22 protein-coding genes and 2 pseudogenes are annotated in these 24,604 nt (G+C 64.2%); 10 read left to right on the forward strand and 14 right to left on the reverse strand.

Annotation, left to right across the window (positions count from 1 at the left end; genetic code table 11):
* Nucleotides 1-39 precede the first annotated feature (39 nt).
* Entirely contained in the window at nt 40-570 is a 531-nt protein-coding gene (locus ACQP2D_RS20485) for a winged helix-turn-helix transcriptional regulator (RefSeq protein ID WP_433685323.1), read from the reverse strand.
* A 117-nt stretch (nt 571-687) separates the two neighbouring features.
* Between ACQP2D_RS20485 and ACQP2D_RS20490 the strand changes: the two genes are divergently transcribed.
* Together ACQP2D_RS20490 and ACQP2D_RS20495 are read left to right on the forward strand one after the other, a co-directional pair.
* Nucleotides 688-1,200, forward strand: a complete 513-nt coding sequence (locus tag ACQP2D_RS20490) for an SRPBCC family protein (protein ID WP_433685715.1) — start codon at nt 688-690, stop codon at nt 1,198-1,200.
* Nucleotides 1,200-2,249 (forward strand): LLM class flavin-dependent oxidoreductase, encoded by a 1,050-nt coding sequence (locus tag ACQP2D_RS20495; protein ID WP_433685324.1) that lies wholly within the window; start codon nt 1,200-1,202, stop codon nt 2,247-2,249. The genes ACQP2D_RS20490 and ACQP2D_RS20495 overlap by 1 nt, the downstream gene beginning before the upstream one ends.
* Nucleotides 2,250-2,497: 248 nt before the next feature.
* Here ACQP2D_RS20495 and ACQP2D_RS20500 read toward each other — a convergent pair whose 3' ends face one another.
* Nucleotides 2,498-3,382, reverse strand: coding sequence for an NAD(P)-dependent oxidoreductase (locus ACQP2D_RS20500; RefSeq protein WP_433685325.1), 885 nt, complete (start codon nt 3,380-3,382; stop codon nt 2,498-2,500).
* A gap of 309 nt (nt 3,383-3,691) precedes the next feature.
* Between ACQP2D_RS20500 and ACQP2D_RS20505 the strand changes: the two genes are divergently transcribed.
* A complete protein-coding gene (locus ACQP2D_RS20505; RefSeq protein ID WP_433685326.1) occupies nt 3,692-4,285 on the forward strand; it encodes a cupin domain-containing protein in 594 nt (197 codons plus the stop codon).
* A gap of 279 nt (nt 4,286-4,564) precedes the next feature.
* Nucleotides 4,565-5,032, forward strand: coding sequence for a hypothetical protein (locus ACQP2D_RS20510; RefSeq protein WP_433679177.1), 468 nt, complete (start codon nt 4,565-4,567; stop codon nt 5,030-5,032).
* Between the two features lie 51 nt (nt 5,033-5,083).
* Here the strand turns inward: ACQP2D_RS20510 and ACQP2D_RS20515 are convergent.
* The 4 genes and pseudogenes from ACQP2D_RS20515 to ACQP2D_RS20530 all read right to left on the reverse strand — a co-directional run bounded on the left by ACQP2D_RS20515 (nt 5,084) and on the right by ACQP2D_RS20530 (nt 8,288).
* Nucleotides 5,084-6,342 (reverse strand): IS3 family transposase gene (locus ACQP2D_RS20515; RefSeq protein WP_433677954.1). Its coding sequence is split into 2 segments (ribosomal slippage): nt 5,084-6,069 and nt 6,069-6,342, totalling 1,260 coding nucleotides; the frame shifts between segments, so codons are not numbered across the junction.
* Nucleotides 6,343-6,417: 75 nt separating this feature from the next.
* Complete coding sequence (locus tag ACQP2D_RS20520; protein ID WP_433685327.1) at nt 6,418-7,602, reverse strand: Ig-like domain-containing protein; 1,185 nt, start codon at nt 7,600-7,602, stop codon at nt 6,418-6,420.
* A gap of 182 nt (nt 7,603-7,784) precedes the next feature.
* Nucleotides 7,785-7,892 (reverse strand): annotated as a pseudogene (locus tag ACQP2D_RS20525) (class I SAM-dependent methyltransferase); the annotation flags it as partial.
* A 231-nt stretch (nt 7,893-8,123) separates the two neighbouring features.
* On the reverse strand, nt 8,124-8,288 hold the full coding sequence (locus tag ACQP2D_RS20530) for a hypothetical protein (protein ID WP_433685328.1): 165 nt from the start codon (nt 8,286-8,288) through the stop codon (nt 8,124-8,126).
* Here ACQP2D_RS20530 and ACQP2D_RS20535 point away from each other — a divergent pair.
* Nucleotides 8,287-8,412, forward strand: a complete 126-nt coding sequence (locus tag ACQP2D_RS20535; RefSeq protein WP_433685329.1) for a hypothetical protein — start codon at nt 8,287-8,289, stop codon at nt 8,410-8,412. The two genes, ACQP2D_RS20530 and ACQP2D_RS20535, sit on opposite strands and share 2 nt — an antisense overlap.
* A gap of 286 nt (nt 8,413-8,698) precedes the next feature.
* On the opposite strand, the gene ACQP2D_RS20540 is transcribed toward ACQP2D_RS20535, so the two are convergent.
* Together ACQP2D_RS20540 and ACQP2D_RS20545 are read right to left on the reverse strand one after the other, a co-directional pair.
* The gene (locus tag ACQP2D_RS20540; protein WP_433685330.1) at nt 8,699-9,787 is read right to left on the reverse strand and encodes a serine/threonine-protein kinase; all 1,089 of its coding nucleotides are present in this window, start codon (nt 9,785-9,787) and stop codon (nt 8,699-8,701) included.
* Between the two features lie 173 nt (nt 9,788-9,960).
* Complete coding sequence (locus tag ACQP2D_RS20545) at nt 9,961-10,197, reverse strand: cupin domain-containing protein (RefSeq protein WP_433685331.1); 237 nt, start codon at nt 10,195-10,197, stop codon at nt 9,961-9,963.
* Between the two features lie 157 nt (nt 10,198-10,354).
* Between ACQP2D_RS20545 and ACQP2D_RS20550 the strand changes: the two genes are divergently transcribed.
* The 3 genes and pseudogenes from ACQP2D_RS20550 (at nt 10,355) to ACQP2D_RS20560 (ending at nt 12,824) form a co-directional block, all read left to right on the forward strand.
* Entirely contained in the window at nt 10,355-10,822 is a 468-nt protein-coding gene (locus ACQP2D_RS20550) for a hypothetical protein (protein ID WP_433685333.1), read from the forward strand.
* Between the two features lie 169 nt (nt 10,823-10,991).
* Nucleotides 10,992-11,378, forward strand: a pseudogene (locus ACQP2D_RS20555) (transposase); the annotation flags it as partial.
* Nucleotides 11,379-12,113: 735 nt separating this feature from the next.
* Nucleotides 12,114-12,824, forward strand: coding sequence for an FHA domain-containing protein (locus tag ACQP2D_RS20560; RefSeq protein ID WP_433685334.1), 711 nt, complete (start codon nt 12,114-12,116; stop codon nt 12,822-12,824).
* A 66-nt stretch (nt 12,825-12,890) separates the two neighbouring features.
* Here ACQP2D_RS20560 and ACQP2D_RS20565 read toward each other — a convergent pair whose 3' ends face one another.
* Entirely contained in the window at nt 12,891-13,553 is a 663-nt protein-coding gene (locus tag ACQP2D_RS20565) for a S1 family peptidase (RefSeq protein ID WP_433685335.1), read from the reverse strand.
* A 1,101-nt stretch (nt 13,554-14,654) separates the two neighbouring features.
* Nucleotides 14,655-16,418 carry a sigma-54-dependent Fis family transcriptional regulator gene (locus tag ACQP2D_RS20570; protein WP_433685336.1) on the reverse strand — a complete coding sequence of 588 codons (1,764 nt, stop codon included), beginning with the start codon at nt 16,416-16,418 and terminating at the stop codon, nt 14,655-14,657.
* A gap of 151 nt (nt 16,419-16,569) precedes the next feature.
* Here ACQP2D_RS20570 and ACQP2D_RS20575 point away from each other — a divergent pair, with 151 nt between their 5' ends.
* Nucleotides 16,570-17,505, forward strand: a complete 936-nt coding sequence (locus ACQP2D_RS20575) for a class I SAM-dependent methyltransferase (RefSeq protein ID WP_433685337.1) — start codon at nt 16,570-16,572, stop codon at nt 17,503-17,505.
* 789 nt (nt 17,506-18,294) lie between these two features.
* Here the strand turns inward: ACQP2D_RS20575 and ACQP2D_RS20580 are convergent.
* From ACQP2D_RS20580 to ACQP2D_RS20595, 4 genes are all read right to left on the reverse strand, one after another.
* The gene (locus ACQP2D_RS20580; protein WP_433685338.1) at nt 18,295-19,281 is read right to left on the reverse strand and encodes a zinc-binding dehydrogenase; all 987 of its coding nucleotides are present in this window, start codon (nt 19,279-19,281) and stop codon (nt 18,295-18,297) included.
* 88 nt (nt 19,282-19,369) lie between these two features.
* Nucleotides 19,370-19,957, reverse strand: a complete 588-nt coding sequence (locus tag ACQP2D_RS20585) for a TetR/AcrR family transcriptional regulator (RefSeq protein WP_433685339.1) — start codon at nt 19,955-19,957, stop codon at nt 19,370-19,372.
* Between the two features lie 255 nt (nt 19,958-20,212).
* Entirely contained in the window at nt 20,213-21,136 is a 924-nt protein-coding gene (locus ACQP2D_RS20590; RefSeq protein WP_433685340.1) for an esterase/lipase family protein, read from the reverse strand.
* 202 nt (nt 21,137-21,338) lie between these two features.
* The gene (locus ACQP2D_RS20595) at nt 21,339-23,063 is read right to left on the reverse strand and encodes a phospholipase D-like domain-containing protein (RefSeq protein WP_433685341.1); all 1,725 of its coding nucleotides are present in this window, start codon (nt 23,061-23,063) and stop codon (nt 21,339-21,341) included.
* 134 nt (nt 23,064-23,197) lie between these two features.
* Here ACQP2D_RS20595 and ACQP2D_RS20600 point away from each other — a divergent pair, with 134 nt between their 5' ends.
* On the forward strand, nt 23,198-24,340 hold the full coding sequence (locus tag ACQP2D_RS20600) for an alpha/beta fold hydrolase (protein ID WP_433685342.1): 1,143 nt from the start codon (nt 23,198-23,200) through the stop codon (nt 24,338-24,340).
* The last annotated feature ends 264 nt before the right edge of the window (nt 24,341-24,604 follow it).

Genomic DNA, 24,604 nt, shown 5'->3' on the forward strand with positions numbered 1-24,604 from the left:
CGTGGATGAGTGGCTACCACCGGCTCATGAGACACGGTCTCAGGCGAGGTCAGCGGGCTGGTGGTCCAGATCATCGAGGTGGAAGCGCCGTCGAGTATCGGGCCGCTCCAGCAACTTCGGCGGGTACCCGGGGCCGGGCCGTGGGGTGACATCGTTCGACGCCAGCGGCTGCTTGCAGTGTGAGCACACCACCTCCGCGTCGGCGTCATGGCCGCAGGTGTCGTGTCGTGCGACGATGGGCGGGCCGGCCTCGCCGGCAAGCCAGCGGTCACCCCATGCCGTCATGGTCGCGATGACGCCGTAGAAATCGCGGCCGGATTCGGTGAGCAGATACTCATAGCGCACGGGCATCGTCTCGTACACGCACTTGTCCATCAGCCCGGCCGCGACCAGCCGACGCAGTCGCTCCGAAAGGGTGTTGCGCGCGATGCCGAGTTCTTGCTGGAACTCGTCGAAGCGGCGGATGCCGTAGAAGGCCTCGCGCAGGACCAGTGGCGTCCACCAGTCGCCGAGCAGATCCATCGTGCGAGCCAAGGAGCAGGGCCAGTTCGCCAACGAGGTCCGTTTCATGTCGTCATCCTAGTGGATCTCTCATTGAGACTCAGCTGTTCAATGATTGGATCAGAATCTTGCGCTGGTAAGTCTATCTACGCAACTATGGACGATAACGGATGGAAGGAGATGATTGTGGAGTGGACCGGGCAGACGTACGCGGACACCCCGACCGTGGCGGTGCAGACCTCCATCGATGCGCCGCCGGATCGGGTGTGGCGGTGGGTGAGCGATATCCACCTCATGCCGCGCCTGAGCGCCGAACTGCGCGTCGTCCAGTGGCTCGACGGCGCGACCGCCCCCGCGGTGGGCGCGCGGTTCAGCGGGCAGAACGCGCACGAGGCGCTGGGATCCTGGGAGACGATCAGCACCATCGTCGAATTCGATCCGGAGCGCAGCTTCGCCTGGGCGGTCGGCGACCCCGAATACCCCTCCAGCATTTGGCGTTTCACGCTGCGGCCCGAAGGTACGGGCACGGTCCTCGAACAATGGACGCAGATGGGCCCGGCCCGCTCCGGGCTCAGCTACGCCATCGACGCCATGCCCGATAAGGAGCAGAAGATCGTCTTCGTCCGGCTGCGCGAGTTCGAGACCGGTATGACAGCCAATCTGGCCGCCGTCAAGGATCTGGCGGAGGGGGCGGCGTAATGCGTACGGCCACAACGATCGAAGGCTCCGGGATCGGCTGGCGTGAGCTCACCGAATTCGTCGTCGAAGCCGAGAAGCTCGGCCTGGACATCTGCTGGGTGGCCGAGGCCTGGGGCACCGATGCGGCCACGCCGCTGGGCTTCCTGGCGGCGCGCACCGAGCGAATCCTGCTGGGCTCCGGCGTCATTCAGCTCGGCACCCGATCCCCGGTACTCATCGCCCAGACGGCCATGACCCTGGCACAGCTTTCCGAGGGGCGTTTCCTGCTCGGGCTCGGCGCGTCAGGTCCCCAGGTCATCGAGGGTCTGCACGGTGTTCCCTTCGCGCGCCCGCTGACCCGCATGCGCGAAACCGTCCAGATCATCCGAGACGTCTTCACGGGCAACAAAATCGCCTACCAGGGTGATCATTTCACCATTCCGCTGCCCGGCGGTGAGGGCCGTCCGATGCGACTGAGCATGCAACCCATCGCAGTGCCGATCTACCTCGCCACGCTGTCACCGAAGATGCTGGAACTCACCGGCGAGATCGCCGACGGATGGCTGGGCACCAGCTTCGTCCCCGAGGGCGCGCTCGCCTACTTCACCCAGCTCGACGCCGGGCTGGCCCGATCCGGACGCACCCGCGCGGACCTCGATATCTGCCAGGGCGCGGAGATCAATATCGTCGCCGATGAAGCCCTACTCGCGGTCGTCGTCGGCAGCCGCAAGAAGGAGCTCGCCTTCTCCCTCGGCGGCATGGGTTCCGGATCCACCAACTACTACAACAACGCCTACAGCCGCCAAGGTTGGGCCGACGTCGCCGCTCGCGTGCGTGAGTGCTGGCAGAACGGCGACCGCGACGGTGCCACGGCCCTCATCACCGACGAAATGGTTATGGCCACAACGCTGATCGGCACCGAGGACATGGTCCGCGACCGCCTGCGCACCTGGCGCGACACCGGCGTCGACACCGTTCGCCTCTACCCCGCGGGCGACACTCTGCACGCGCGCCTCGACAACCTCGGCCGCGGAATCGATGTGATTCGCGGAATTGGAGATCGAGCGTAGGCGTCCCGAACGCGTTTGCGCCTCGTCGCGGAATCGGCGATCGGCCGGTTTCGATCAGCGTTGTGGTGCACGGGCTGGAACCGCCCAAGAGCGGACGTAGCGGTTGTCGGGTCCACGTGGTGCCGGCCGGTGCGCCCGGAAGTACCGTGGCACCTCGACCCAATGGCTTCTCGAGGAGCGAAGATCGTCGAGGGGCGCCGCGATCAGGCCGACCTGCATGGCCGGTGCCCGGCAGCGGGCGAGCCACGCTACGCCGGCAGTCCGGCCCGGCGCCGGGCCACAGCGGCGACCGCGGCCCAGTCCTTATCGCCGTCACCGTGGGCGAGGGCGTCGAGGAAGGCGTCGCGCAGCACGCTGCCGAACGGCAGCGGGACGTTCGCTGCCGCGCCGGCAGTGAGGGCGAGATCGACGTCCTTGAGGCCCAGTGGCAGCCGGAAGCCGGCTGGTTCGTACCGGCGTTGGGCGACCATTGCGCCGTAGCCGGAATAGATCGGCCCGGGAAACAGTGTGCCGCTGAGCATTTCGATCAGGTCGGTGGGACGGACACCGTGCGACTCCGCCAAACTGCACGCCTCGGCCATGGACTCGATGGCGCAGGCGATCAGGAAGTTGACGCTGATCTTGGCGGCGTTGGCGTGACTGGCGCGGGTGCCGAAATGCCAGGTGTGCCGGCCCATCGCGGACAGCAGCGGCGCGGCCTTCGCCAGCGCCGTCTCGGCACCGGCGGCGAGAATGTTCAGTTCGCCGGCAGCGGCTACCTGCGGCCGGCCGAGCACGGGCGCGGCGACGTACCCCATGCCGTGCTCGGTGTGCATGGTCTCGGCCCGCTCGGCAAGTGCGATCGAGACCGTCGCCATGTTGAGGTGCACCGCTGCCTTCGCACCGGCCAACACCGTCGGGTCGAGCAGCAACTGCTCGACGGCCCGGTCATCGGCCAGCATCGAAACGACCGCCTCGGCGGCGAACACGTCAGCGAGCCGCCCAGCTGCGTCGGCGCCCTGGGCGACCAGCGCGGCGACCGGCTCGGGGGAGCGGTTCCAGACCAGGAGCCGATGGCCTGCCCGGAGCAGGCTCCCGGCCATGCCCTGCCCCATCGCGCCGAGCCCGATGAAACCAACTGTCACTCCAGTCATCGCACACTCCTCGTTGTCGTCGTCGGCCAACCGATCGAACGGCGGCCACTCTCTGATCGAAGCCCCGTGCAGCTGGGCCGGTACAGACCGAGCTTTTTCATCGTCCCTCTTGCCCGTTGTCGCCGCTGATGCGGCATCGGACGCCCTGGTTCCCGACCCGGCGTGCCGAAACACCATCAGTGCTGGTCAGCAGTAGCGTTGCTGATCTGACGACCCCGAGAAGAACGGGAACCGGCATGCCGGAAGACGTTGCGGGCGAGGATCACCAGGGCCGAATGAACCGCCGGACCGCGCTCGGTGGGAGGTGCATTGGCCGCGCACCTGTCCCGGGCGGACAACGAGACGGACCTGACGACTACCCACGAGATCAACGCCAATCTCAACAACGCGCGGCATCTGTTCAAGATCTCCGCTGCTGAACCGCAGCAATTCGACGGCGGCAACCTGCGTGGTGCGACCGAAGACAACTTTCCCGTGCTGTCCGGACAGAACGGCTCGGTCTACCTGGTCCGGTTGGAGGTCGGCGGCATCCGCGAACCGCACTGGCACCCCACCGCCTGGGAGCTGAACTACGTCGTTTCCGGATCCGCGAAATGGACCATACTCGGCACGCACCTCGACGGTAGCTACACCAACGACGTCTTCGAAGCCGGACAAGGCGATCTCGTCTTCGCGCCGCAGGGCTTTTTCCACTACTTCGAGAACGCTCGCACCGATATGCCGCTCGACGTACTCATCATCTTCAACACCAGTGCCCGCGAAGGCTCCGACGACATAGGAATCAAGGCCGCACTCAACGCCATCCCACGCGACGTGCTCGCCACCACCCTGGGCATCCCCACCTCGGCGCTCGACACCGTACCCACCGACATCACGCCCGTTGTCATCACCAAACGCCGCTGAACGGCAACAGCGGCGCCTCCCCACCGTAGCTGGGGCACCGGCCGAATCGATCGGGTCCGTTACCGGCGTGCGGGCCGGTCAGCCCTGCTGACAGTGGGGCGAGCGAGTACCGCCGGTCACTGCATCCGAATAGCTGAATGGCGAAAGGTGTGGTGTCGTCGTCGCGGGGTAGGCAATCGATCGAGAGCCGGCATCTCACCGTCACCTGTCATCGCGGTGACGGTGCCGGGTAAGTGCTTCATGCTCGAAGGAGATCCTCGCCGAAGGAAAGGAGCTGATATGTCCACCATCCATTTCACGGAGACGACGACCTCGACGCCCGAGCAGTTCGTTTCGGCGCTGACCGACTTCGGGCCGGGGCGCTCGAAGGTGTTCGGCAACAGCACCGATGAATATCTCGAGGTCCACGCCCAGGGCCGTACCGAGGCCGATGTCACCGAGGGCTCGCGCGGTATCTGGGAACGCCTGCACTACGACTGGTCGGATCCCGATCACGTCGTGATGACGACCACCGATTCCAATGTGTGGGGCGGCCACTCGGGGCATACGTACAGCTTTGCTCGTCGGCCCGACGGGAAGACCGATATGGATGTTGTGGTGGTGCGTGAGGGCAAGAACCTCAGGGGCCGGGTGCTCGGCGTGGTGGTCGGGACGGTTGGCAAGCGGGTGTTGAGGCAGGCGCTGGAAAAGAGCGTCAAGGCCGTCGAGGCTCGCAACCGCGGCACCGGAACCGCGCAACGCCCGTGACCTCGTAATAGTGCCTGGGCGAACTGAACCGCCCCGAGTTTCTTGCCGGCTTCATGGTTGAGTCATCACCGGCTGGGATGGCTGTTGTTGAGCGTAGTAGAGGGCTTCGTATTCGGCGGGTGGGAGATACCCGATCAGGCTGTGCAACCTCCGATTGTTGTACCAGTCGACCCATTCCATCGTCGCGAACTCGACGTCGTCGAGCGAACGTAGCGGCCCGGTGAGGAACGGGCTGTCCTTGGCGAGGGCTTCGGTCTTGTAGAGCCCGATCGTCGATTCGGACAGTGCGTTGTCGTAGGCATCGCCGATACTGCCTATCGACGCTGAAATCCCTTCGGCCGCAAGGGTGTCAGCGAACGAGATAGCCGTGTATTGGGATCCGGCGTCGCTGTGGTGGATCAGACCGTCAGCGACAGCGTGGCCGTCGTGATCGCGTCGCCACAACGCCATCCGCAGCGCGCTGGTGACCATCGCGGTGTCCTTGACCGTGGCCGCGTGCCAGCCCAAGATCGCGCGGGAGAAACAGTCGATCACGAACGCCACGTAGACGAACCCCAGCCAGGTAGGCACGTAGGTAAAGTCGGTGACCCACTTGCGATTTGGCTCGACGGCAGTGAAGTCGCGGTCGAGTAGGTCCGGTGCACGGCGATGATCGTGGCCCTTCCCAGCGATCGTGGTCCGGACTCTGCCGCCGCGGACCACACCGGACATGCCTTCATCGCGCATGAGCCGCCCGATGGTGTCCACCGATACCTCATGGCCCTGGCGACGCAGATGCCGGGCCATCTTGCGGCTGCCGTACATGCCCTCCGGCGTGCCCGAGGTAGCCCGTAACGCATCGGTGAGATGCGCGTCGGTGACCGTCCGCGCCGACGGTCCGGTGGTTTTCCAGTTCCGGTACGTGCGCCCGGCGATCTGCATGCCCTGCTCTCGCAGTACACCCAGAATCGACTCGACCCGGTGCCCCTTTGCACGTTCGGTATCGATGAACTGGCAGATCAACGGCGTCGCGGGTCGAGCTCCCGCGCGAAGAAAATCGAGGCCGCTTTCAGAATCTCGTTGGCCTCCTTCAGATCTCGGTTCTCCCGTTCGAGTTCCTTGATCCGCGCCTGCTCAGCGGTCGTCACTCCGGGCGCCTTCCCGGTATCGACCTGTGCCTGCTTCACCCACACCCGCAGCGTTTCAGCATGGACTCCAAGTTTCACGGCGAGCGCTTGGCAGGCGGCATACACCGACGGATAACCGTCGAGTCGGTCCAGCACCATCTTCACCGCACGCTCACGCTGCTCGATCGGATACTGCTTGGGCATGGCCAACATCCTCCTCAAGGAAGGAAGCGGCAAGAAGATCGGGGCGGTTCAAACTGCGCATTGTTGTTCGTCGTGTCATGTGTGGGTGCCGCCGCGAACCCAGTCGGCCCAGGGGACGCTCCAATCGCCGTTCTGCCATATATCGAGGGGGTCGCCGCCGGTGTTGCGGACCTCGACGACGTCGCCGGGGATGACGAAGTCATAGAACCACGCGGCATCGTTGGGGGAAATGTTCAGGCAGCCGTGTGAGACGTTGGTGTTGCCTTGGGCCCACACGGTCGCGGCCAGTTCGTGCACGAAGATTCCGTCATGGCTGATGCGAACCGCGTGGTTGATGCTCGTGCGGTAGCCGCCGGAGCTGGCCGGCAGGCCGTAGCTGGCGGAGTCCATGATCACCGGGTCGTTTCGGTCCAGCACGGTGTAGGTGCCGGGGCGGGTCCAGAACGACAGATATCTGCCGCCGACGACCGCGGTGCCGCCCTTACCCATCGATGTGGGCATGGTGCGCACCAGGTTTCCGTTGTCGAATACCTCGATCTGTTTGGTGTCGTCGTCGGCGATCGCGACGTGCGCGGGGCCGATGATCACCGACACCCGTTGGTTGCGCAGGCCGTAGCGGCCCTCGCCGAGCGCGAGTCCGAAGAGTTCGGCCTCGATCGTGATCCTGGTTCCCGGCGCGTGATAGTGCTCAGGCCGCCAGTGTGCGTTCTGATCGTCGAGCCAGTACCAGGCACCGGTGACAGCGGGCTGGGTGGTGACCTTCAAGTGGCGTTCCGCGACCCCCCGGTCGACGGGTCCGTCGAAATGGGCGACGAGCACGAAACCTACTCCGTAGGTATCGTTTTCGGCCAGCTCGACGAGATTGGCGGAGCGCAGGGAGACGTCGACGAGCTGCTGCGGTATCACCGTTGCGCAGGTCGCCGTCGCGGTGACGTCGCCGGCTTCACCTTGGGCCACGGCTTTCGCGGTGTAGGTGTGTCCGTAGCCGAGTGGTTCGGCGCTGGTCCAGGTTCGATGATCGGGTGCCGGTGCGCCCGGCAGTGATCTGCCGGTTTCGTCGATCCATTCGACCGAGCGCAGCGTCCCATCGGTGACCGTGACCGTGCCGGGGCTGCGCGCATCGACATCGTGGGTGCCGGATGGAGGATCGAATCGGAGTGTGGCGGGTCTAGGGGGCGCGGGTTCTCGCCCGCATCCGGCCAGGGCGAGGCCACCCGCACTGGCGAAGCCGATCAGCAGCCGACGACGTCCCAATGCCACTACGTATCTCCCTTCGCTGGGTGCAGCAGGGCCGACCTCTGCCCGCCAGCATGTGGTAGCTACACGCTTGCTGAGACCGCAACGAGCAGAATCTCCACCGATCCGTCGCACAACCGACACCGTTCCGCGATCGATCCTGGATGTACAGGCAAGACGGTCATGGTGGCCTACAAGACCCGGAGGTCCAGCTCGTGAGAGACGGTGCCGTCCGGCCACGGCAGCCGGTATGCGCGGGCGTCCAGGCCGGCCGCGAGGATTACGACCTGCCGGATTCCGGCCGCCGCGGCCCGCACGGAGGTATCCGCTGAGCCTTTACCGACCTCGGTTCCCCAGTGGAACCACCGCGACTCCGATCGACGGCAGCACGGGGTAGTCCATGGACGAATCGACAGGCGCCTTCACTGTTCGCTGTGCGGTTGCGGGCGCTCATCCGATGGAGTCGAAGAGGACTGCGAGCGTGCGGTGTACCTCTTCCTGCCAAGTCTTCCAGCTGTGAGTTCCGAATTCGGGGAAGTCATAGATCACGTTGGCGGGGGGTTCAGCGGTGCCATGCGTGCCTGAAACGCTCTGGTCTGCATCCAGCCCTTGCCGGTCAGGGTATCCAATGTCGGTGCATCCGTGACGGTTGGGCGGTAGGCGATGACCACGAAGCAGGCGTGGTCAGGTGTCGGCCAGAGACTCGACATGGTCCAAATCGATTGTGCTGATCCAGGGTTCGCCGAGGCCATCGCCGCGGTGGCCCAATTCGTCGCTGGGGTTGCCGCCGACGTCCTCGGGTACGAACGCGACCGCCGTTCCACCGGGATGTGAATGTTCGCATCTTCCCGCTCGCTGCGCTCACGGAATCGGACAGACCTCCGATTCCGCTAACTGTCAAGCGGCAGTGTGGTTTTGACGTTCGCGATCGGGACCGCCGAATGTGGCGGCCCCGATGGTGTCAACGGCCCGGACCGCGGCACTGGCGGGCACCGAGTTCGGCGCTGCACTCGAACCAGAAGGCATGCTGGGTGGGTGTCGCGAGGACGCAGCCCACGCCCAACGCACTCATCTGCCGCCGGATCGGCGAGCTCGCTTGTCGATTGGAAGCGCTCGATCGTCAGCGCGGACAGGTATCGGAGTGCGCGCCCAACGGGGGTGCTGTTGGGACTCCAGGATTGTTCGCCGGTGTCGGATTCGTCGTCACGCAGGTGACCGACGTCGGGTTTGCAGGTGGTGATTCCCGATGTGTGCGAGCACTGATCACCCACCAGGCAATGGCCGCTAGGACCGCGAGGACGACGATCCACGTCAATCCGGGCCGGTTGCGGGTTTGTGGTTGTGCGGTCGGATTGATCCGTGTGGTGGCCAGCCTGGATGGGTCCGGTGTGGATGTGGGTGCCGCGTCGAGCGCGGCTCGTGCCGCCGCGGCCAGGTCCCCGGCTGTGCGATAACGGTCGTCGGGATATTTCGCCATCCCTCGCGCGATGACCGCATCGAATGCGGAAGGAACCGTCGTCGATGCGGACGGTCGTGGCGGTGGCGCATGCAGATGTGCAGTGATCTGCTGTTCGACACTCTCACCAGGGAACGGCTGGGAGCCTGTCAAGCATTGGTACAGAACACAAGCCAGGGAATACACATCCGAGCGGGCATCGCAGGTGCCGTGCTGGAGTCGTTCCGGTGCCGTGTAGGCGAAACTGCCGATCGCCGCACCCGTGGTGGTCAAGCTGGATTCGCCGCTGACGACGGCAATACCGAAATCGATGAGATACGCGAAATCACCTGCGGTGATCAGGATGTTCGAAGGCTTCACATCGCGGTGCACGAGCCCGGCCCGATGCGCTGCATCCAAGGCTGAACCGATCTGCCGAATGTATGTCACCGCAGTGTCTTTCGCTATCGGCCCCGCAGCGAGCAGGGCGGCGATATCGTGACCCTCGACCAACCTCATATCCAAATACAGGCGCCCGTCGATCTCGCCGTAGTCGTGGATCGGGATGACGTGCGGTTCGTTCAACCTCGCCGCGGCGTGCGCCTCGCGCCGGAATCGCTCGCGATATTTCGGGTCGTGCGCCAGATGTTGCGACAGCACCTTGAGCGCTACCACGCGATCGGTCCCGGTGTCGTAGGCCCGATAGACCTGACCCATCCCACCCGCACCGAGTAACTCGAGGAGCTGGTACCGCCCGAATGGAGTGCCATCCACGCTGTACGACTACCACACCCTAGCCCAGGGCTCTACCGAATCACGCCTTCCGCAACAACATTCGTAGCTGTCGTCGAGAACAATCCGGATCCCGCCTATCGCAGGAGTGTAGTCGCTGCGCACTGGAGGTGCTGAAGCACTGCGATCTTTTGTCGGACAGCGGCTGCGGCCGATCAGGTTCTGCGCGAGATGACCATGATGTATTCGCAGGGAGCGTTCGTTCGGTTGGCGAAGCCGTGGTCCGCGTCGGCCTGGAAGAACAGGGAGTCGCCTGTGTTCAGGGTCTCGCTGATCCCGCCGATCGCGACGGTGAGGGTGCCTTCGAGCACCACGAGTTGTTTCTCGGTACCCGGCGGATACGCGGGCAGCAGCCCGGTAGAGACCTGTGCGGGGAGGTAGTGGACGACCATCTCGGCTCCTCCCGCGCCCGGGGCCGCTGACACCATGTGCCGTTCGAAGCCGGTTTCCGGGTCACGGAAAACGGGGCGATCGTTCTTGCGCATGACAACGGCCACACCAGACGCGGCAGCAGCTGCCCCACCGATCAGGTCCGAGCACGAAGACCACGTGAGCGGCCTGATCGCGCCGGACGGTTCAGCGGCGTTCACCGAACTCGAGCGCGTGTGGATCGGCGCGGGCGACACCTCGGTGTTCACGGGGCGGCTCGAGCCGATCCGCGACCGGGTTGTACCCGTGTCGGAGAAGGTCGCGATCAACGACTGGACCACCGCGATCCCGACACCGGGCCACACACCTGGTCACACCGTCTACGACATCAGGAGCCGCACCGGCCACCTTCTCGTCTGGGGCGACACCGTGCACGTTCCCACGCTGCAATTCGATCAGCCGAACGTGTCCTGGGAGCTCGACGGCAACCAGTCCCAGGCCCGCGCCGCGCGAGCGGCCCTCCTCGAAAAACTGACCCGACCACACCACTTCGTAGCCGGCGCCCACCTCGACTCACCCGGCATCGCCCGCGTAACCCCCTCCGGCGATGGTTATGCGCTGGAATACCTCGCACCACCGATCGGCTGATCGAGCCTGTCGGCTCCGGGCCGCGCTCGCGATGGCGGCCAGGGAGGGCAAGCTCGCCCGGAACGTGGTCGAGCCGATCAAGCGCTTCCCGGGCGCGTAGAAGTTGATCAAGGTTGGGGCTTTGTGTTGCAACGGCACTCGGCTGAGTCCGTGCTGGTAGATCTGACTTGTGGTGTTGGATCGCATTGTGGCCGAGTTGGATTCGTTGATTGTCCCGGTCGGTGGCCGGTTCCCCTGGTCCGAACCGCGGGCACGGGTGCGGGAGTACGTGGAGGGCCTGCTGTCCGGGCTGGAGTGTAAGAACGGGTGGACGCAGGCCGAGCGTGCTGGTGAGGTCAGTCCGCACAGGATGCAGCGGCCGCTGCGCAAGGCCGACTGGGACGCAGACGGCGTCCGTGAGGACGTGCGAGGCTGCGCGGTAGAGCATCTCGGCAACCCAGCCGCAGTCGTCGTCGCCGACGACACGGGTTTCCTGAACAAGGGTGTGAAATCCGCTGGCGTGCAACGCCAATACTCGGGCACGGCGGGCAGCATCGAAAACACTTGCCGCAAAGGGGACCCGGCGACCACGCCGGTCAACCGCAGGGCGGCTCAGTGCGGAGCAAGAGCGGTTCCGCTGTCGTGAAAATGCTTGGTATGAGGCCGATCTGATTGATTCGGGGCGTATCGATCCGTCTGTTCACGACCGGAAACGTCACCCGGATGCTGCTACCTGGTTCAAATCCTCTGCTGGTCAGATGATCGCGCGCCTCGGGGGTATCTGGCCATCTTGGACAACCATGGCGTCGGCTGGATCCGCGATAGCCCGGGCACAATCGTCTATGACGATCCCAACCAGGTCAGGCGCAGTTTCTTCGTTCTGTACTCCGCGACTGACGGGATGGTTTGTGGTCCGCACGCGATCGCTTCGACCGGGATGTCTGCATGGTTCGTCGCCGACGGCGCGTAGTTGATGGTGACGCGGGGCTGTAGGTGCGCTGACAAGGTCGCCATCGTGTCGCTGAGCCGGGGCGCACGTAGGCTGCGTGATTCTCGAGTCGACGTGGCCGACGATCTGCTGCGACTGGCGTTCTTCTTGGGTCCGCAGTCGAGACCGAACAGTCGAGCTGACATCCGGTTATCGCACCCGCGATCCGGACGAGGCGCGGAAATGGGACCCGAGGCACGCATAGACCCCTGTTCCGCGCTGAAGCAGTTGACTTGTCGTGCAATTAGCGGAGAGATAGCGCATTCTGTGTTATAGGGATTGGTAGCCGAGGCATGAAGTACTTCGGATTGGGAACGATACATAATGTCCACGCCAGACGGACGACAGACGCTGCGTAACGGATCGCGCTCAGCAACAGGCGAGGTTGTGCGGCGGCAGTCAGCCAGTGGCGCCACTCTGTCCCACCGGATCGGCGGAAGTTGGCGCGAGATTCCACTCGATCACGGCGCGTCCAGTGTGACGATCGGGCGGTCCGAGGCAGCCGACATAACCGTGACAGACGACGCGACCGTATCGCGTCTGCACGCCATCATCGAGCGCGCGGGTGGCTGCTGGGTCGTCATCGACAATGGGCTTTCGACAAATGGGACTTTCGTCAACGGCGAGCGTATCGGCGGTTTTCGGAAGCTCGAGTCCGGCGATTCGATTCGCTTCGGCGAATCGGTGTTCGTCTTCACGGACGGCCCCCCATCCGAGGATGAAAAAACGATTGTTCAGGTCAGCCTGCCGACCCGGGATGCGCTGACCGACGCCCAGTATCTGATTCTGGAGGCACTGTGTCGCCCCCACGACGCTCACACCACGTTCACCTACCCAGCGTCGAACTGGCAGATCGCACGCGAGTTGCACCTGAGCGTCGCCACGGTTAAGACGCACCTGCGAGCACTGTTCAAAATATTCGACGTCGAAGCCTTGCCACAGAATCAGAAACGCGTGTTTCTGGTTGAACGCGCCATCGAGAGCGGCGTGATCACCAACCGCGATTGGTTGAACTCCGGCGGAAGAATGCGGTGATGCTGGTTCGCGGCCCCATTGCATCGGTGCCGAGCGCCTACTCCTCTCGGTCGATTCGGTGTGCAGCTAGATCGGGTGGAAGCCCGCTCCGGTGTCACCGCGCGCGTTGATGTCTTCGATGATGGCGGCCATGTTTCCGCCGAGCATCGGTCCGAGGCACGGCACGGTGAGGTACCCGTTGACCATGCCGACCAGCGTCGTTCCGACCACGATCGGCCCGCCGGAGTCACCGGGAAGGACACATATCTGTGTCCAGGCCCAGTTGGTGGACTGGAACACATCTCCGTAGCCCAGGCCGCAGGTCTGGCCCGTGGTGTAGCCCTGCTTGCAAGCGATATCCGGAAACTGCACCGGACCGCCCAACCCGGTAATCGTCGTATTACCCACGCGGTTCACGGGTACGACCTTTCCCGGATCGAACACAATGACGGCGTAATCCATATCGCTGTTCGTGTAGGCGAAGGTGCCGACGACACCGGCCTCACGGTTGGGCTCGGCAACGACCGTGGTACCCGGCTCACCGCAGTGAGCTGCGGTCAGGCCGACCAGTCGGCCTGCGGCATCGTGCCCAATCGTGGTGAGCGTGCATATGCCCTCGTCGTTGACGATGATGCCGGAGCCACCGCCCAGCACCGACGGATCTGTGGCATGCGCAGTGCCTACCTGCACCCCGACCAGCGTTGCGCCTGCTGCGAGTGCAGCCGCAGCTCCCGCAAGTTTCCTGAACATATCCAATCCAATCGCTGGAGCCGGGACCTTTCGGTGCGGCGCGAACAGCGTCGAGATGTCTGCTGGCGAGGCCCATCGGCATGGCGCCCCGTCGCTGTGGGTTCTTTTTGGCGTGGCGTCTGGTCGGAGCGTTGACCGGTCACAACGCGATCTGGTGTGTGACGTGCGAGGTTGTCGCGAAGCTGTCGTCATGCAAGACAGATGCCCGTACCGAGGGGGAAGATCGGCGGGACGAAGCAGACCCACCATAGGAGCGGGTTCCACCACAACACGGCAGGTTCGACCTGCACGGGTACTTGTTCGGAGGCGGGCGCCACCTGGACGGGGGCAGGTTGTTCGGTCGGGGCCGACGTAGCAACGCCGGAACCGAGGGCGATCATTGGTGCGAGCGCTGCAGCTGCCACGGCTGCGCGAATCGAGTTCTTGTTCATGATCTTCCTTCACCTAAGTGCTTTCGGGACAGCCTCGTCCGTTGAAGGCTTCCCGCATGTGAACATCACCAACTCTCCTCGCCGAGCGCGCAGCAGATCATCATCCCCCGGGTTGGAAACACCTATACCTCGGGTTGACTGTGGCTATCGAAGCCGATTGCACACTGTCCGACAATTGGCGCGACCGATTGATGGAGCTGTCCGTATTTTGTCGAGTGCAGATCACTCGTACACGAATTTGCATCGAAAATGAAGTAGATATGCACCAAATGCTCCTTCGAAAATTGATTCGCAACAAATCTGTTGGATACCTGTGCTGCGCGCTCGATTGCGCTTACACATGAGTAAGACCGGTGATTTCAAGTTCTGACCTGCGCCGACAGATGGCATATCTGGACAATTTAAATGCGCGATGTAGCGGAATGATTGCTGTGCGACTCTGGGGTGCACATAACTCGACCGGTGCGCTCCGACAACGGCGGCGGCCGTGCCCGCGTTCTGCGCTGCGGCAAAGACCTCATCCCGGAGCCCGGCTCCTACCTCGCCGAGCTCAACGGCACAGGCATGTCACCGGATCCAACGGGCGGTGTTCGGCGATGGCCGGCGGTGCGGATATTGGTTCAACTGATTGATAGCTGTCAGGTGTCGACGCGATCCGGGGCGACTATGCCTACTCGATGCCGAAGTCCTTGATCCTGCGGTAGATGGTCGCCCGCGACATCCCTAGTGCCGCGGCGGCTTCGGCCTTGTTGCCGCCGTTCTCCTGCAGGCTGCGCACGATCGCGTCGCGTTGCAGTGCCTCGATCCGGCTCAGTCTGCGCCGGGTCAGGGAACGGCATTGTGGTGGCAGATCGTCGACGTGGATCAGACCGGATCGTTGCTGTGAAATGGTTTCGGCTAACACCCGGCGTAATTGGGCGACGTTGCCTGGCCACGACAGCTTGTTGAGCTGGCGCATAGCGTCCGGGGCAAGCCGCACTTCGGCGCCCTTGCTCAGCTCGCCCAGCAGGAAGGGGACCAGCTCTTCGAGGTCTTCGATGCGGTGGCGGAGTGCGGGCACGGCGACGGTCTGGCTGAACAGTGGCAGCAGCGAATCGAGAGCCGTGGAGGGCGTGGCCGAATGCATTGTTGCCGCGATCCAGCCGCGACCGGCGCAGGTCCGGAGTATGTCCGCGATCGGCTCGACGGCCTCGGCCGGCAGGTGGTCCATATCTTTGATGACAACGTTGAAATTGCTGTTGCTGGTTTCGGTGCGCAGCGCGGCCAGCAGGCCCTCGGTGTCGGCGAAGTCGGCCGTCCGCAGCACCCGGGCCATCTTGCCGGGGCTGACGTGCGCGACGACAGTTTTCGCGAGTTTTGTTCGTCCGGAACCCTCTTCGCCATCGATGACCACCCATTCGCGATCCCGGCAGCAGCGTTCGACCTGCTGGCAGCTGCGCCGCCACGAGCTGCTCTTACCGGCGATGCCGGGCAATGCGAACATGCCCTGTGTGATCGGGTGGTCCACGGCGCGGTCGATGACCAGCTGAACGTGCAGGACCATGTTGAAGTTGCTGCCACGTATCGAAATACGTTCGACTGCTGTCACTTTCGCGGTCCGGCCGCTCGGCAGCGGGGCCAGGAGGGTGTCGACGGCCCCGGGACGAATCAGGTCGGTCGAATATTGCAGCAACGCCCCTTGGTCGTGCGGGTCAAGAGCCTGGCGCAGGTAGTGGTTCATCAGCACCACGTCGCCACCGATCGCGAGCACGCCGAACGGATACTGGCGGCATTGGCGCAGATACGTCTCCAGCAGCGCGGTCTCGGTTTCGCTGGCGAGCGCGCGGAGCCGGTCCTGGATCTGGCTGCTCGCGCTGTTGGCGAGGGCGAGCAGCAGCGGATCGGATCTGCTGGCCCAGCAGGTGAGATCGATGACGCCCAGCACCGAGCGCGTCAGCGGGTGGCGAATGGGCGAGCCCGCACACGCGAGCCCGCCCAGGGTGCCGAGATAGTGTTCGCCGCCGCGAATGAACGTCGGGGTAGCTGTTTCCAGGGTGGTGCCGATTCCGTTGGTGCCGACGAAGTCCTCGGCATAGCTGTAGCCGGGAGCGAGTTGCACACCGTCGAGTGTGCGCATGATTGTGGCATCGTCGGCATAGCGCTCGAGGCAGAGTCCATCCGACGAGGTCAGAATGACGCTGACAGCCTGGTCGGCCAGGTCGCTGGCGAGCCGCTGCAGCACCGGCGCAGCGGCGCTCACCAGTGGGGAGTCGAGATTCGGGTCCCGCACATAAGGCAGTTCCACACGGTCGGGATGGATCTGCAGCGCGCGCGATCGGCACCACGAATTGAGCACAGTGTCGCGCACCGGCGGGACATCGAGCGAACCCACGGTGAGGAATTGTTCGCGCGCCTTCTCCAGGCTCACGGCGACATCGGCTCGAGGATCCGGCATCTGCTCATACCTCGGTGCTTGTTGCTCAACCCATGGTGGCGGCCGTCTCAATGGACGGCGCGTCTCAGATTGAGACCGTCATTCTATCGCTTCCGCTATGTCATGGGCACAAGGAGATGTGCTTCGCCCAGCAAAACCAGGAGAAAGACGTTTGAGCCGCCAGAGCCTCAGCAAGGCCCATCCAAAGATCACCGACCTATCGGGGAAGCCGACCTTCGCCGAGGTCCGACCCCGCGCCGAGCTGCCGGATGAATTCTTCGCGCTGTTCCTCGACCCGACCTTTACCGACAGTTGCGCGTTCTGGCCCCGCCCAGACGACACCTTGGCACAAGCCCAGTTGGCGAAGATCGACCTCGCTCTGGCCCAGTGCGATCTGCGGCCGGGGATGACCTTGTTGGATGTCGGTTGCGGCTGGGGTTCGACCATGTTGCGCGCCATGGACACCTACGGTGTGAATGTGATCGGGCTGACTCCCAGCCGTAACCAGTACCGGCATGTGCGGAATCTGCTGGTCGACCGGGTGATCCGAGGGCGCCCCTATGGCGGGGTTCGGCTGCAGGGCTGGGAGGAATTCGACCGCCGCGCAGACCGGATCGTGTGTATCGGCGCTTTCGAACCCTTACGCCACCGCTACGGCGAGTTCTTCGAATTCGCCTACCGCACACTGCCCGCGGATGGCGTGCTGCTGCTGCAGGCCATCGTCGGCGACAACCGCGACGACCTGAGTACTAATGGAATTCAGCACACCAGCATCGATGACACGTTCACGCGGTTCCTCACCGACACCATCTTCAGCCGCGGCCCGCTGCTGCCCCCAAGCGGACGCGACCCCAAAGGTGTCACCGCATACGCCGAAGACGCCGGATTCACCGTGACCAGCATGCAGTCGATGGGACCGCACTACGCCACCGCCTTCGACCATTGGGCCGATGCATTGCACGAGCACCGCGACCGCGCCATCGAGCTCGCCGGACCCGATACCTACGACGCCTACATCCGGTACCTGACCGGATGCGCCGACTACGCTCGCTGTGGCCGCATCGACGTCATGCAATTCACCTGCACCAAACCCAGTACACCGCAGTGAACCAGACACATGACCAGCGCCGACCGATCGTCACATTCGCTGCCGCAGACCGGGCAGATCCTGGTCAGAGTCCCATTTGATGTTGGATGAGCGGGACTCGTCCAACGGCGTCGAAGGGCTTGCCACGATCAGCGCTGTGACAGCACGGCTGGTCCACCATCTTCTGAACGATCGTCAGGATCTTGGTGAACCGTCCTACGCTTCAAGTGCGGCGCGTCCGGGCCATGGCGAGCACACAGTTGCGTATGTCGGCGAGGTCATCGAGAACTGGCCGTGGCTCGGAGCGTCGCACCCGATCCGACAACGGTCTAGCGCTGGATCCATGCATCTCTCCACCGAATGCCTTTGCCGGGTTCGTAGTGCATAGGACTGATACCCGCAAATCCGGATACCGGGAAGGGCTTGACCTCATAGATGAGTCCGTTGTGCGTCACTAACTCGCCCCCCTTGTAGTTCGTCCCTGGGACGTAAGGCGGGCAAGTCGGATTGTCGGTCATGGCGGCCTCCTTTGAGAAGCGAACCATCGTTGCCCAAGCCTTCCAATCGTCTCAGTGCAGGTCGCCGGGCGTCGGCTAATCACGAAAGATCAGCACGACACCAAGACCGAGTCGACCACCTCGGCTGTGGCCGCGGCACCAGCCGGGCAGCGGTGTCCGTGAACGCCCGGACCCGCAAAACGGCTGCACCGGCAGCGGCTCCGCTCATAGATGGCGAACCTTGCGTGCCACCGAGTTCGCGGCCCGAAGCCTCGCCGTCGAAGATCTGGCGGTGCAGTCCAAGTGCCAGCGGTCACGACTCGTGAGCGACGCGCACGCTCATCTTGCCGCCGGCGCTGCCCGCCTCCATCACCTGATGCGCCGTGACGATATCGCCGAACCCGAACGTGCGCACCGGGCGGGCCCGATAGGTCCCGGCCGCCACCTTCGTCAGGATGTTGTCGAACGGGATCGCCGACAGCGGGAATTCCGGGGTGCCGAGCAGGAAGCTGCCCAAGAAGGACAACTGCACAGCGCTGGGCAGGTCGGCGATCGGCGCGAAAGCGTCGACGGGGTCCAGTCCGCCCAGGAAACCGATCTGGCACACTCGGCCACCCGCACGGACAGCGGTGAGCGAGTCCCGCAGCACACTGTTGCCGACGACGTCGAGTAGCCGGTCCACACGCAGCCCGGCCGTGTACACCGCGCCGGTCAGATCGCCGTCGTCGATCAGCACATGATCGGCGCCGATCTCGGTGAGCAGCGCGGTGCGGGCTGGGTTACGTGTGGTGGCGACCACCGTTGCGCCCAGGTCGGCGGCCAGGTTCACCGCCGCCTGCCCCAGCGCCGAGGTGGCGCCGCGCACCAGCACGACGTCACCGGAGCGCAGCCCGAGATTGCCGGTGAGGGCCGTCCACGCGGTTGCGTACACCTCGGGGACCGCGGCGAGTTCGGTCCAATCCAGGGTGGTGGTCACCGGAACGACATTCGCGGCCGGCACGGTGACCAGTTCGGCGTAGCTGCCGTTGCGGGTGCGGCCCATACCGCCCATGATCGCGATGACCTTGGCGCCCACGGGAATCCGGCCGTCGGGATCGGACAAGACGGTGCCAGCCGCCTCGATGCCGGGTACGGCGGCGACATCGCCCCAGGTGCCTGCCCGCATATAGGTTTCGGCGTGATTGAGGCCGAATGCCTCGACGGCGATGAGGATTTCACCCGCCGCGGGTATCGGATCGGGTAGTTCGGTGTGCGTCAGCACCTCCGGCGCGCCGTAGGTCGAGATGGTGATGGCCTGCATGACGAACTCCATTCTTGAATATTTGCTCAAATATTGGGCATGAAAGAAGGCCGCCGACAGCGGCGGCCGGGCACCTACCGATACCGGCTCACGGAGTGAGGCCGGCGAAGGCGGTGTCGACTATGGCTCGTAGCGCTCGCTCGTCGGGATCGGCCTTACCGACCACCATGAGCCCCTGTGAGGTCGCGACCAAACCCTTGGCGACCATGGTCGGATCCACGCCGGCTCGCAGTTCGCCTCGACGCGCGGCCGTGGTCAGCCCGGCCCGGAAGCGCTCCTCCAGCCGGGTCAGATGCCCGCGCACCACGGCGGCGGCCGCGTCGTCGGTCGCCGAGTTCTCGATCGCGGTGTTGACCAGTAAACATCCCTGCCGCCCCTCGGGAGACAGCAGATCCGCCACCAGACCGTCGAAGTACCCGCGCACCTCGGCCAGCGATGCGGCCGGACCGTCCAGCGCGCCGAGCTTTTGCGGCACGATCAGCTCCGAATACCGGCGCAACGACGCCAGGAACAACGCGTGCTTACCGCCCGGGAAGGCTCCGTACAGGCTGCCCGGCTTGATCCCGGTCGCCTTGACCAGCTCCTCCACCGAGGTGGCCCGATACCCCCGCTCCCAGAATCGCCGCATCGCCGCATCGATGACGACATCGGGTTCGAACTCGCGAGGGCGGGGCATGCCCCAACCATACTTGAACGACCACTCAAGAAACAAGGTCCCAAATATCCCCAGGTCATGCCCCACCGCCCTGCGCGAGGCAGGCAATCCGAGCACACGGCGATAAGCGATGGCGGCAATCGTCCGGGCGTGGAGTGAACTGCCGCCTCAGGCATTCACTCTCCCGGAGCTCTCCTCCGGTCAGTAGGTCTACCGCCTTCGGCCCTGGGACTGTTTCTCGGACGCATCGCGCGCGATATCGGCCTGATCGGTCGGTCAGAACTCCGGCCCGCTCCCACACTGCACCGGTACCGGCTGCCCCGGATCCAGCGCGTTGAGGATCATCGAGTCCACGCTCGGGTCGTAGGCCAAGCCGCTGTGTCCGACCGGGTCGTCCGGGCACTGGTCCTGGACGACGATGTTGGTGACGCCAGGCTCATCTATGGCCGCGGTGGAGGGCGGGGACACCATTGAGTCGTGCGTCGACGCGATGGTGGTATAGCGGATGCCGGTCTGGGCGATCGGGCCGTCGTGCAGCTGGGCCATCGCGGCCGAGCCGGGGGAGACGTCCTCGCAGATCCCGCATATGCCCGCGACCAGCCCGCGTAGCCCGAGCCGTGTCGCGTCGGCGACCACTCCGCCGGTGATTCCATTCGTGGGTGGCGCCAAGGCCACGAGTGCGCCGATCTGGTCAGCGGCTGCGGGGTCGGTCTTCGCGAGGGACAGAGAGACGAACGCGCCACCGGAATGGCCGACGAGGTCGACCTCGGCGGCGCCGGTCTCGGCGCGCACCCTGTCGATGAAGGTGGATACCTGCGGTACGGACACCGACACTCCGTCGATGCCGCCGTCGAAGGCGTTGGTCCCGCCGTAATTCAGGGAGTACACGCAGTACCCGGCATTGGCCAGTTTCGGCCCGATGTGCGCGAACGCGTTGTACTGATTGGCGGGGAAGCCGTGCACGAGCACCACCGGTTGCGGGTGGGTCGTCGACGGTGTGCACGGCACGTTCACACCGGGCGGGGATTGCGCGGGGTCCTGCCCGGACGTCACGAACCAGGCTTCGCGGGCGATCATCTCCGCGAAGGTGGCCTCCGGTTGTGGACCGGCGGCTGCGGCAGTGCCGGGCGCAACTACGTTCGGTCCCAAGGCGATCAAGGTGGCGGCCAGGACGGGGCCAACGTATCCGTGTGTTCCCATGTCGAGCTCCCAGGAACGAACGAATTTTCTCTAAGTCTATTCCTATAAAGTCCCATGGCGCGATTTACTCTCCTGGTTTGCGAACCGAACTCACGGCATGGCCACGTGACCAACTAATGCCGAGCGGGGGTGCTCCACGGTAGCCGTGTCGTCCTGCTCCCTGACATCTAGGCGAGAGACCTGGCGCGTTTCCGGGTTGCTGTCAAACGACCGTAATGTCGGCGAAGAGTTGTAGGCGTTTCGCACGGAATGATCCGGGTGTGTATTTCGATTGCCAGGTTGGGTCCTCGGTCAGGAACAGGCTGGCGGTGTCGGTGGGTTCACCGTGCGCGGTGAGGTTTTCGACGACGCTGCGGAAGTAGTAGTGGTTGAACAGTCGGTTGAATTCGGTGAGGTAGATGTCGGCGACGCGGGTGTCACCGCGGACGACGAGCATGTTCTCGTCGTTTTCCGTGGTGGAGGGTTCGCTGAAGTTGGCTGACCCTGTCACGACGATGGGGTCGGTGCCGAGGGGGTCGATCAGCATGAATTTGGAGTGGATGTAGCTGACGTGCTCATTGAGCCCGAGTAGTCCGGCGTTGGTTTCCTTCGCCCATTGGTAGACGGGATCACGCAGGAATGAGCCCGAGGCCTTGTAGACATTGTTGGAGGCGTTGATGGCGACGAACGCTTCCGGTTTCTTCGGGTCTGGTTTGTCCCGTTTCTCGAGGAGCATGAAGATCAGCGCGTTCTGTGGAGTGTTGTCCTCGAGCAGGTCCTTGAACGATGCTGCGATGCCGAAGGCGAGGGTGATGCAGCCCTGCCGCAGCGCGGTGTCGAGCATCGTCGAGTACGACTGCAGCACAGTGTCTTTCAGTCGTGGACTGAACACCGTGGTGGTACCGGCGGGAACCTGGCGCAGATCGGCCGGTACTGGCGACACCGCTTCGACGGCAGTCTTGAATGCCTTGTTCTTGCGTTTGACCTCGGCCAACGTATCCGAGTCGGTGCCGCCCGGGTCGTTCGACAGCTCGTTCCAGTATTGGACGTAGTGTTCGGCGGTGTCGGGGTTGCGCAGCCAGTGTCCGACGTTGGTTTGTCCGGAGATGCCGCCTTGGGAGAGGTTGGTCGAGCCGGTCCATACCTCGACCGGCCCGGCAGCAGCGGTGATCCGGACCATGAACTTGTTGTGCTGGATCACCGAGGCGCGTGCTTCGCGCCGGATCACGTTCTGGGTGGGGATGCCGGCTTCGGTGATCATGTCGAGGTTGTCGACGCGGGGGAAGCTGGGATGGAATTCGCCGTGCTTGTCGGTGAATTCGTTGACCTTCGCGTCGATGATGATGTGGACGTCGACACCGCGGTCAATGGCCGCTTTCAGTGCTGTTACCGCGGGTTTGTAGCGGAACTCGTAGAAGCAGCACAGCAGCTGGTCACCCGCGTCGCAGTGGTCGATGAACCGCAGTAGCGCTACGTCCAGGTCGCGGCTGAGCCAACGCAGGGCTTCGTCGTGTTTGGCTGGGGGCTTCAAATCGTCGATCGGGGCTGTTCCGAAGCGGCGGGTGTAGGCCTGGCTGCTGGCGACACCGCGGTTGAAGAACACGTCGTGGCTCAGGTTGCTGAAAAGTGGCTCGGTGTGGACGGTGATCGACAGTGGTGGCGTGGAGCGGTCGAGGTTTTTCGGTGCGCCTTTGAGCGGGTGGAATAGGTACTGGTATTCGCGATCGGGTTTGGCGGTGAAGTCGTCCCATACGAAACTTTGTATCGGTTGGTCGAAGGTGCTGACCTGTATCCCGGGCTGGGGCTGGGAGATGACCGATTTGAAGACCTTGAAACCGGGCATGAAGAAGCGTTCGTTTGCCGTCGGGTCGATCCGTTCGATGGCGAAGCCGAGCAACCCTTGTTCGAGCTGATCGGTGGCGATCACCGCGAAGGAAATGGTGTTCACGCCACTGACCGCGACAAGCCTGCCACCAGGACTATCTGAACGAAACCGCACGTCAACCTCCACTTGTGGGTCGAGGCATGCACTGATTTCCGGCCGGTGAAACCTTGGCTGAGCTGGGGGCTTACGTCCTCAGTATGGATGACCAGGACGGTTCGTACGGCGAACTCGGTTACATCATCGTCGGGCTGCTCGTCGTGACGTGGGATGGCGGCAGTGGTGTCTGCGCACTGGAGGCCCGGGAACATTTGTACAAGCCACCGGTCCCCACCGGCTGCGACAGTCAGAGGATGATTTCACCTGAACCCGACAGCCATTCGTACCGAACCCAGCTGGACCACCGGCGCTCAGGAAAACGCCGCAGGCACCCCGTCGCTGCGGCCATCGTCGGCGCGATTGTGGTGCTGTTGCTGGGAAACTCGGTGGTGACCGCACACCAGAGCGTCGCGGCCACCGGCGAATCGACAATGACCGTCGACGGTCAGGACATCCATGTCGGCCAGGCCGGTCCCGACGGCGCCCCCACCCTGGTCCTGATCCACGGGCTCGCCGCGTCCACCCACTGGTGGGACCAGCTGGTACCGCTGCTGACCGACTCCTACCACGTCATCCGCCTCGACCTGCTCGGGCACGGCAGCTCGGCCAAACCCGACGGGGACGGCTACTCGATCCCACAGCAGGGCAACCGGGTCGCCGCGGTATTGGAACAGCTCGGTATCCGGCACGCCATCGTGATCGCTCACTCCACCGGAGGCTCGGTCGCCACCTCGCTCGCCGAACAACGGCCCGACCTGGTGACCGCGCTGGCGCTCATCGGCACCGGCCCTAGCCTCGCCGACGACACCTCCGACAGTCCCGTCAGCCGGCTGCTCACGACTCCGGTCGTCGGCGAAGCGCTGTGGCAGCTACGCACCGACGGCTTCCTCCGTCAGGCCTCGAGCAGCGCCTTCGCCACCGATGATTTCCCGGTCCCGCAACAGTTCGTCGACGACCTGCGCGGCATGACGTACCACTCCATCACCGCGACCATGGCGGCCGCCATCGACTATCTGAACCAGCGCGCCCTCCCGGACCGGTTGACCGCCCTCGGCAAACCCCTGCTGGTGATCTTCGGTGAACAAGACCGCCGGTGGCGCTACTCCACCTCCACCGCTGAATACCGCACCGTTCCCGGCGCGACGGTGGTAACCATGCCGGGCGTAGGCCACTCACCCCTGGTCGAGGATCCCACCCGAACCGCCGAAATCCTGTTGTCCTTCACCGGCATCCACGTCTCCTGAGTCGGACCTACGGGCTACCGGAGACCTCACCCATCTACCAACACAGACAACAGCTTTCAGAAACAAGACACGGGGCACCGCACAGCGGTGCCACCCTCAATCCACTTCGACGCAGGCCCTGGTCATGGACGAAGCAGTCGTTGACACCATATGTTGCGACTTGCAACATTATCTGAATTTGTCGCCTACTTGCGCAGCATCTCAGATCTGTAGCAGCTGGCGATCGTGTCTAGTCATGAAGGAGAACGCTCATGAGGTTGAAGC

The sequence above is a fragment of the Nocardia sp. CA-119907 genome (assembly GCF_050955995.1).
Lineage (GTDB): Bacteria > Actinomycetota > Actinomycetes > Mycobacteriales > Mycobacteriaceae > Nocardia.

Bases quoted from the DNA above. Each gene is read 5' to 3' on its own strand.
- ACQP2D_RS20485 (WP_433685323.1), bottom strand. From the start codon at position 570: ATGAAACGGACCTCGTTGGCGAACTGGCCCTGCTCCTTGGCTCGCACG.
- ACQP2D_RS20495 (WP_433685324.1), top strand. From the start codon at position 1,200: ATGCGTACGGCCACAACGATCGAAGGCTCCGGGATCGGCTGGCGTGAG.
- ACQP2D_RS20500 (WP_433685325.1), bottom strand. From the start codon at position 3,382: ATGACTGGAGTGACAGTTGGTTTCATCGGGCTCGGCGCGATGGGGCAG.
- ACQP2D_RS20510 (WP_433679177.1), top strand. From the start codon at position 4,565: ATGTCCACCATCCATTTCACGGAGACGACGACCTCGACGCCCGAGCAG.
- ACQP2D_RS20535 (WP_433685329.1), top strand. From the start codon at position 8,287: ATGGTCCAAATCGATTGTGCTGATCCAGGGTTCGCCGAGGCCATCGCC.
- ACQP2D_RS20530 (WP_433685328.1), bottom strand. From the start codon at position 8,288: ATGTCGAGTCTCTGGCCGACACCTGACCACGCCTGCTTCGTGGTCATC.
- ACQP2D_RS20545 (WP_433685331.1), bottom strand. From the start codon at position 10,197: ATGGTCGTCCACTACCTCCCCGCACAGGTCTCTACCGGGCTGCTGCCC.
- ACQP2D_RS20560 (WP_433685334.1), top strand. From the start codon at position 12,114: ATGTCCACGCCAGACGGACGACAGACGCTGCGTAACGGATCGCGCTCA.
- ACQP2D_RS20565 (WP_433685335.1), bottom strand. From the start codon at position 13,553: ATGTTCAGGAAACTTGCGGGAGCTGCGGCTGCACTCGCAGCAGGCGCA.
- ACQP2D_RS20570 (WP_433685336.1), bottom strand. From the start codon at position 16,418: ATGCCGGATCCTCGAGCCGATGTCGCCGTGAGCCTGGAGAAGGCGCGC.
- ACQP2D_RS20580 (WP_433685338.1), bottom strand. From the start codon at position 19,281: ATGCAGGCCATCACCATCTCGACCTACGGCGCGCCGGAGGTGCTGACG.
- ACQP2D_RS20585 (WP_433685339.1), bottom strand. From the start codon at position 19,957: ATGCCCCGCCCTCGCGAGTTCGAACCCGATGTCGTCATCGATGCGGCG.
- ACQP2D_RS20590 (WP_433685340.1), bottom strand. From the start codon at position 21,136: ATGGGAACACACGGATACGTTGGCCCCGTCCTGGCCGCCACCTTGATC.
- ACQP2D_RS20600 (WP_433685342.1), top strand. From the start codon at position 23,198: ATGGATGACCAGGACGGTTCGTACGGCGAACTCGGTTACATCATCGTC.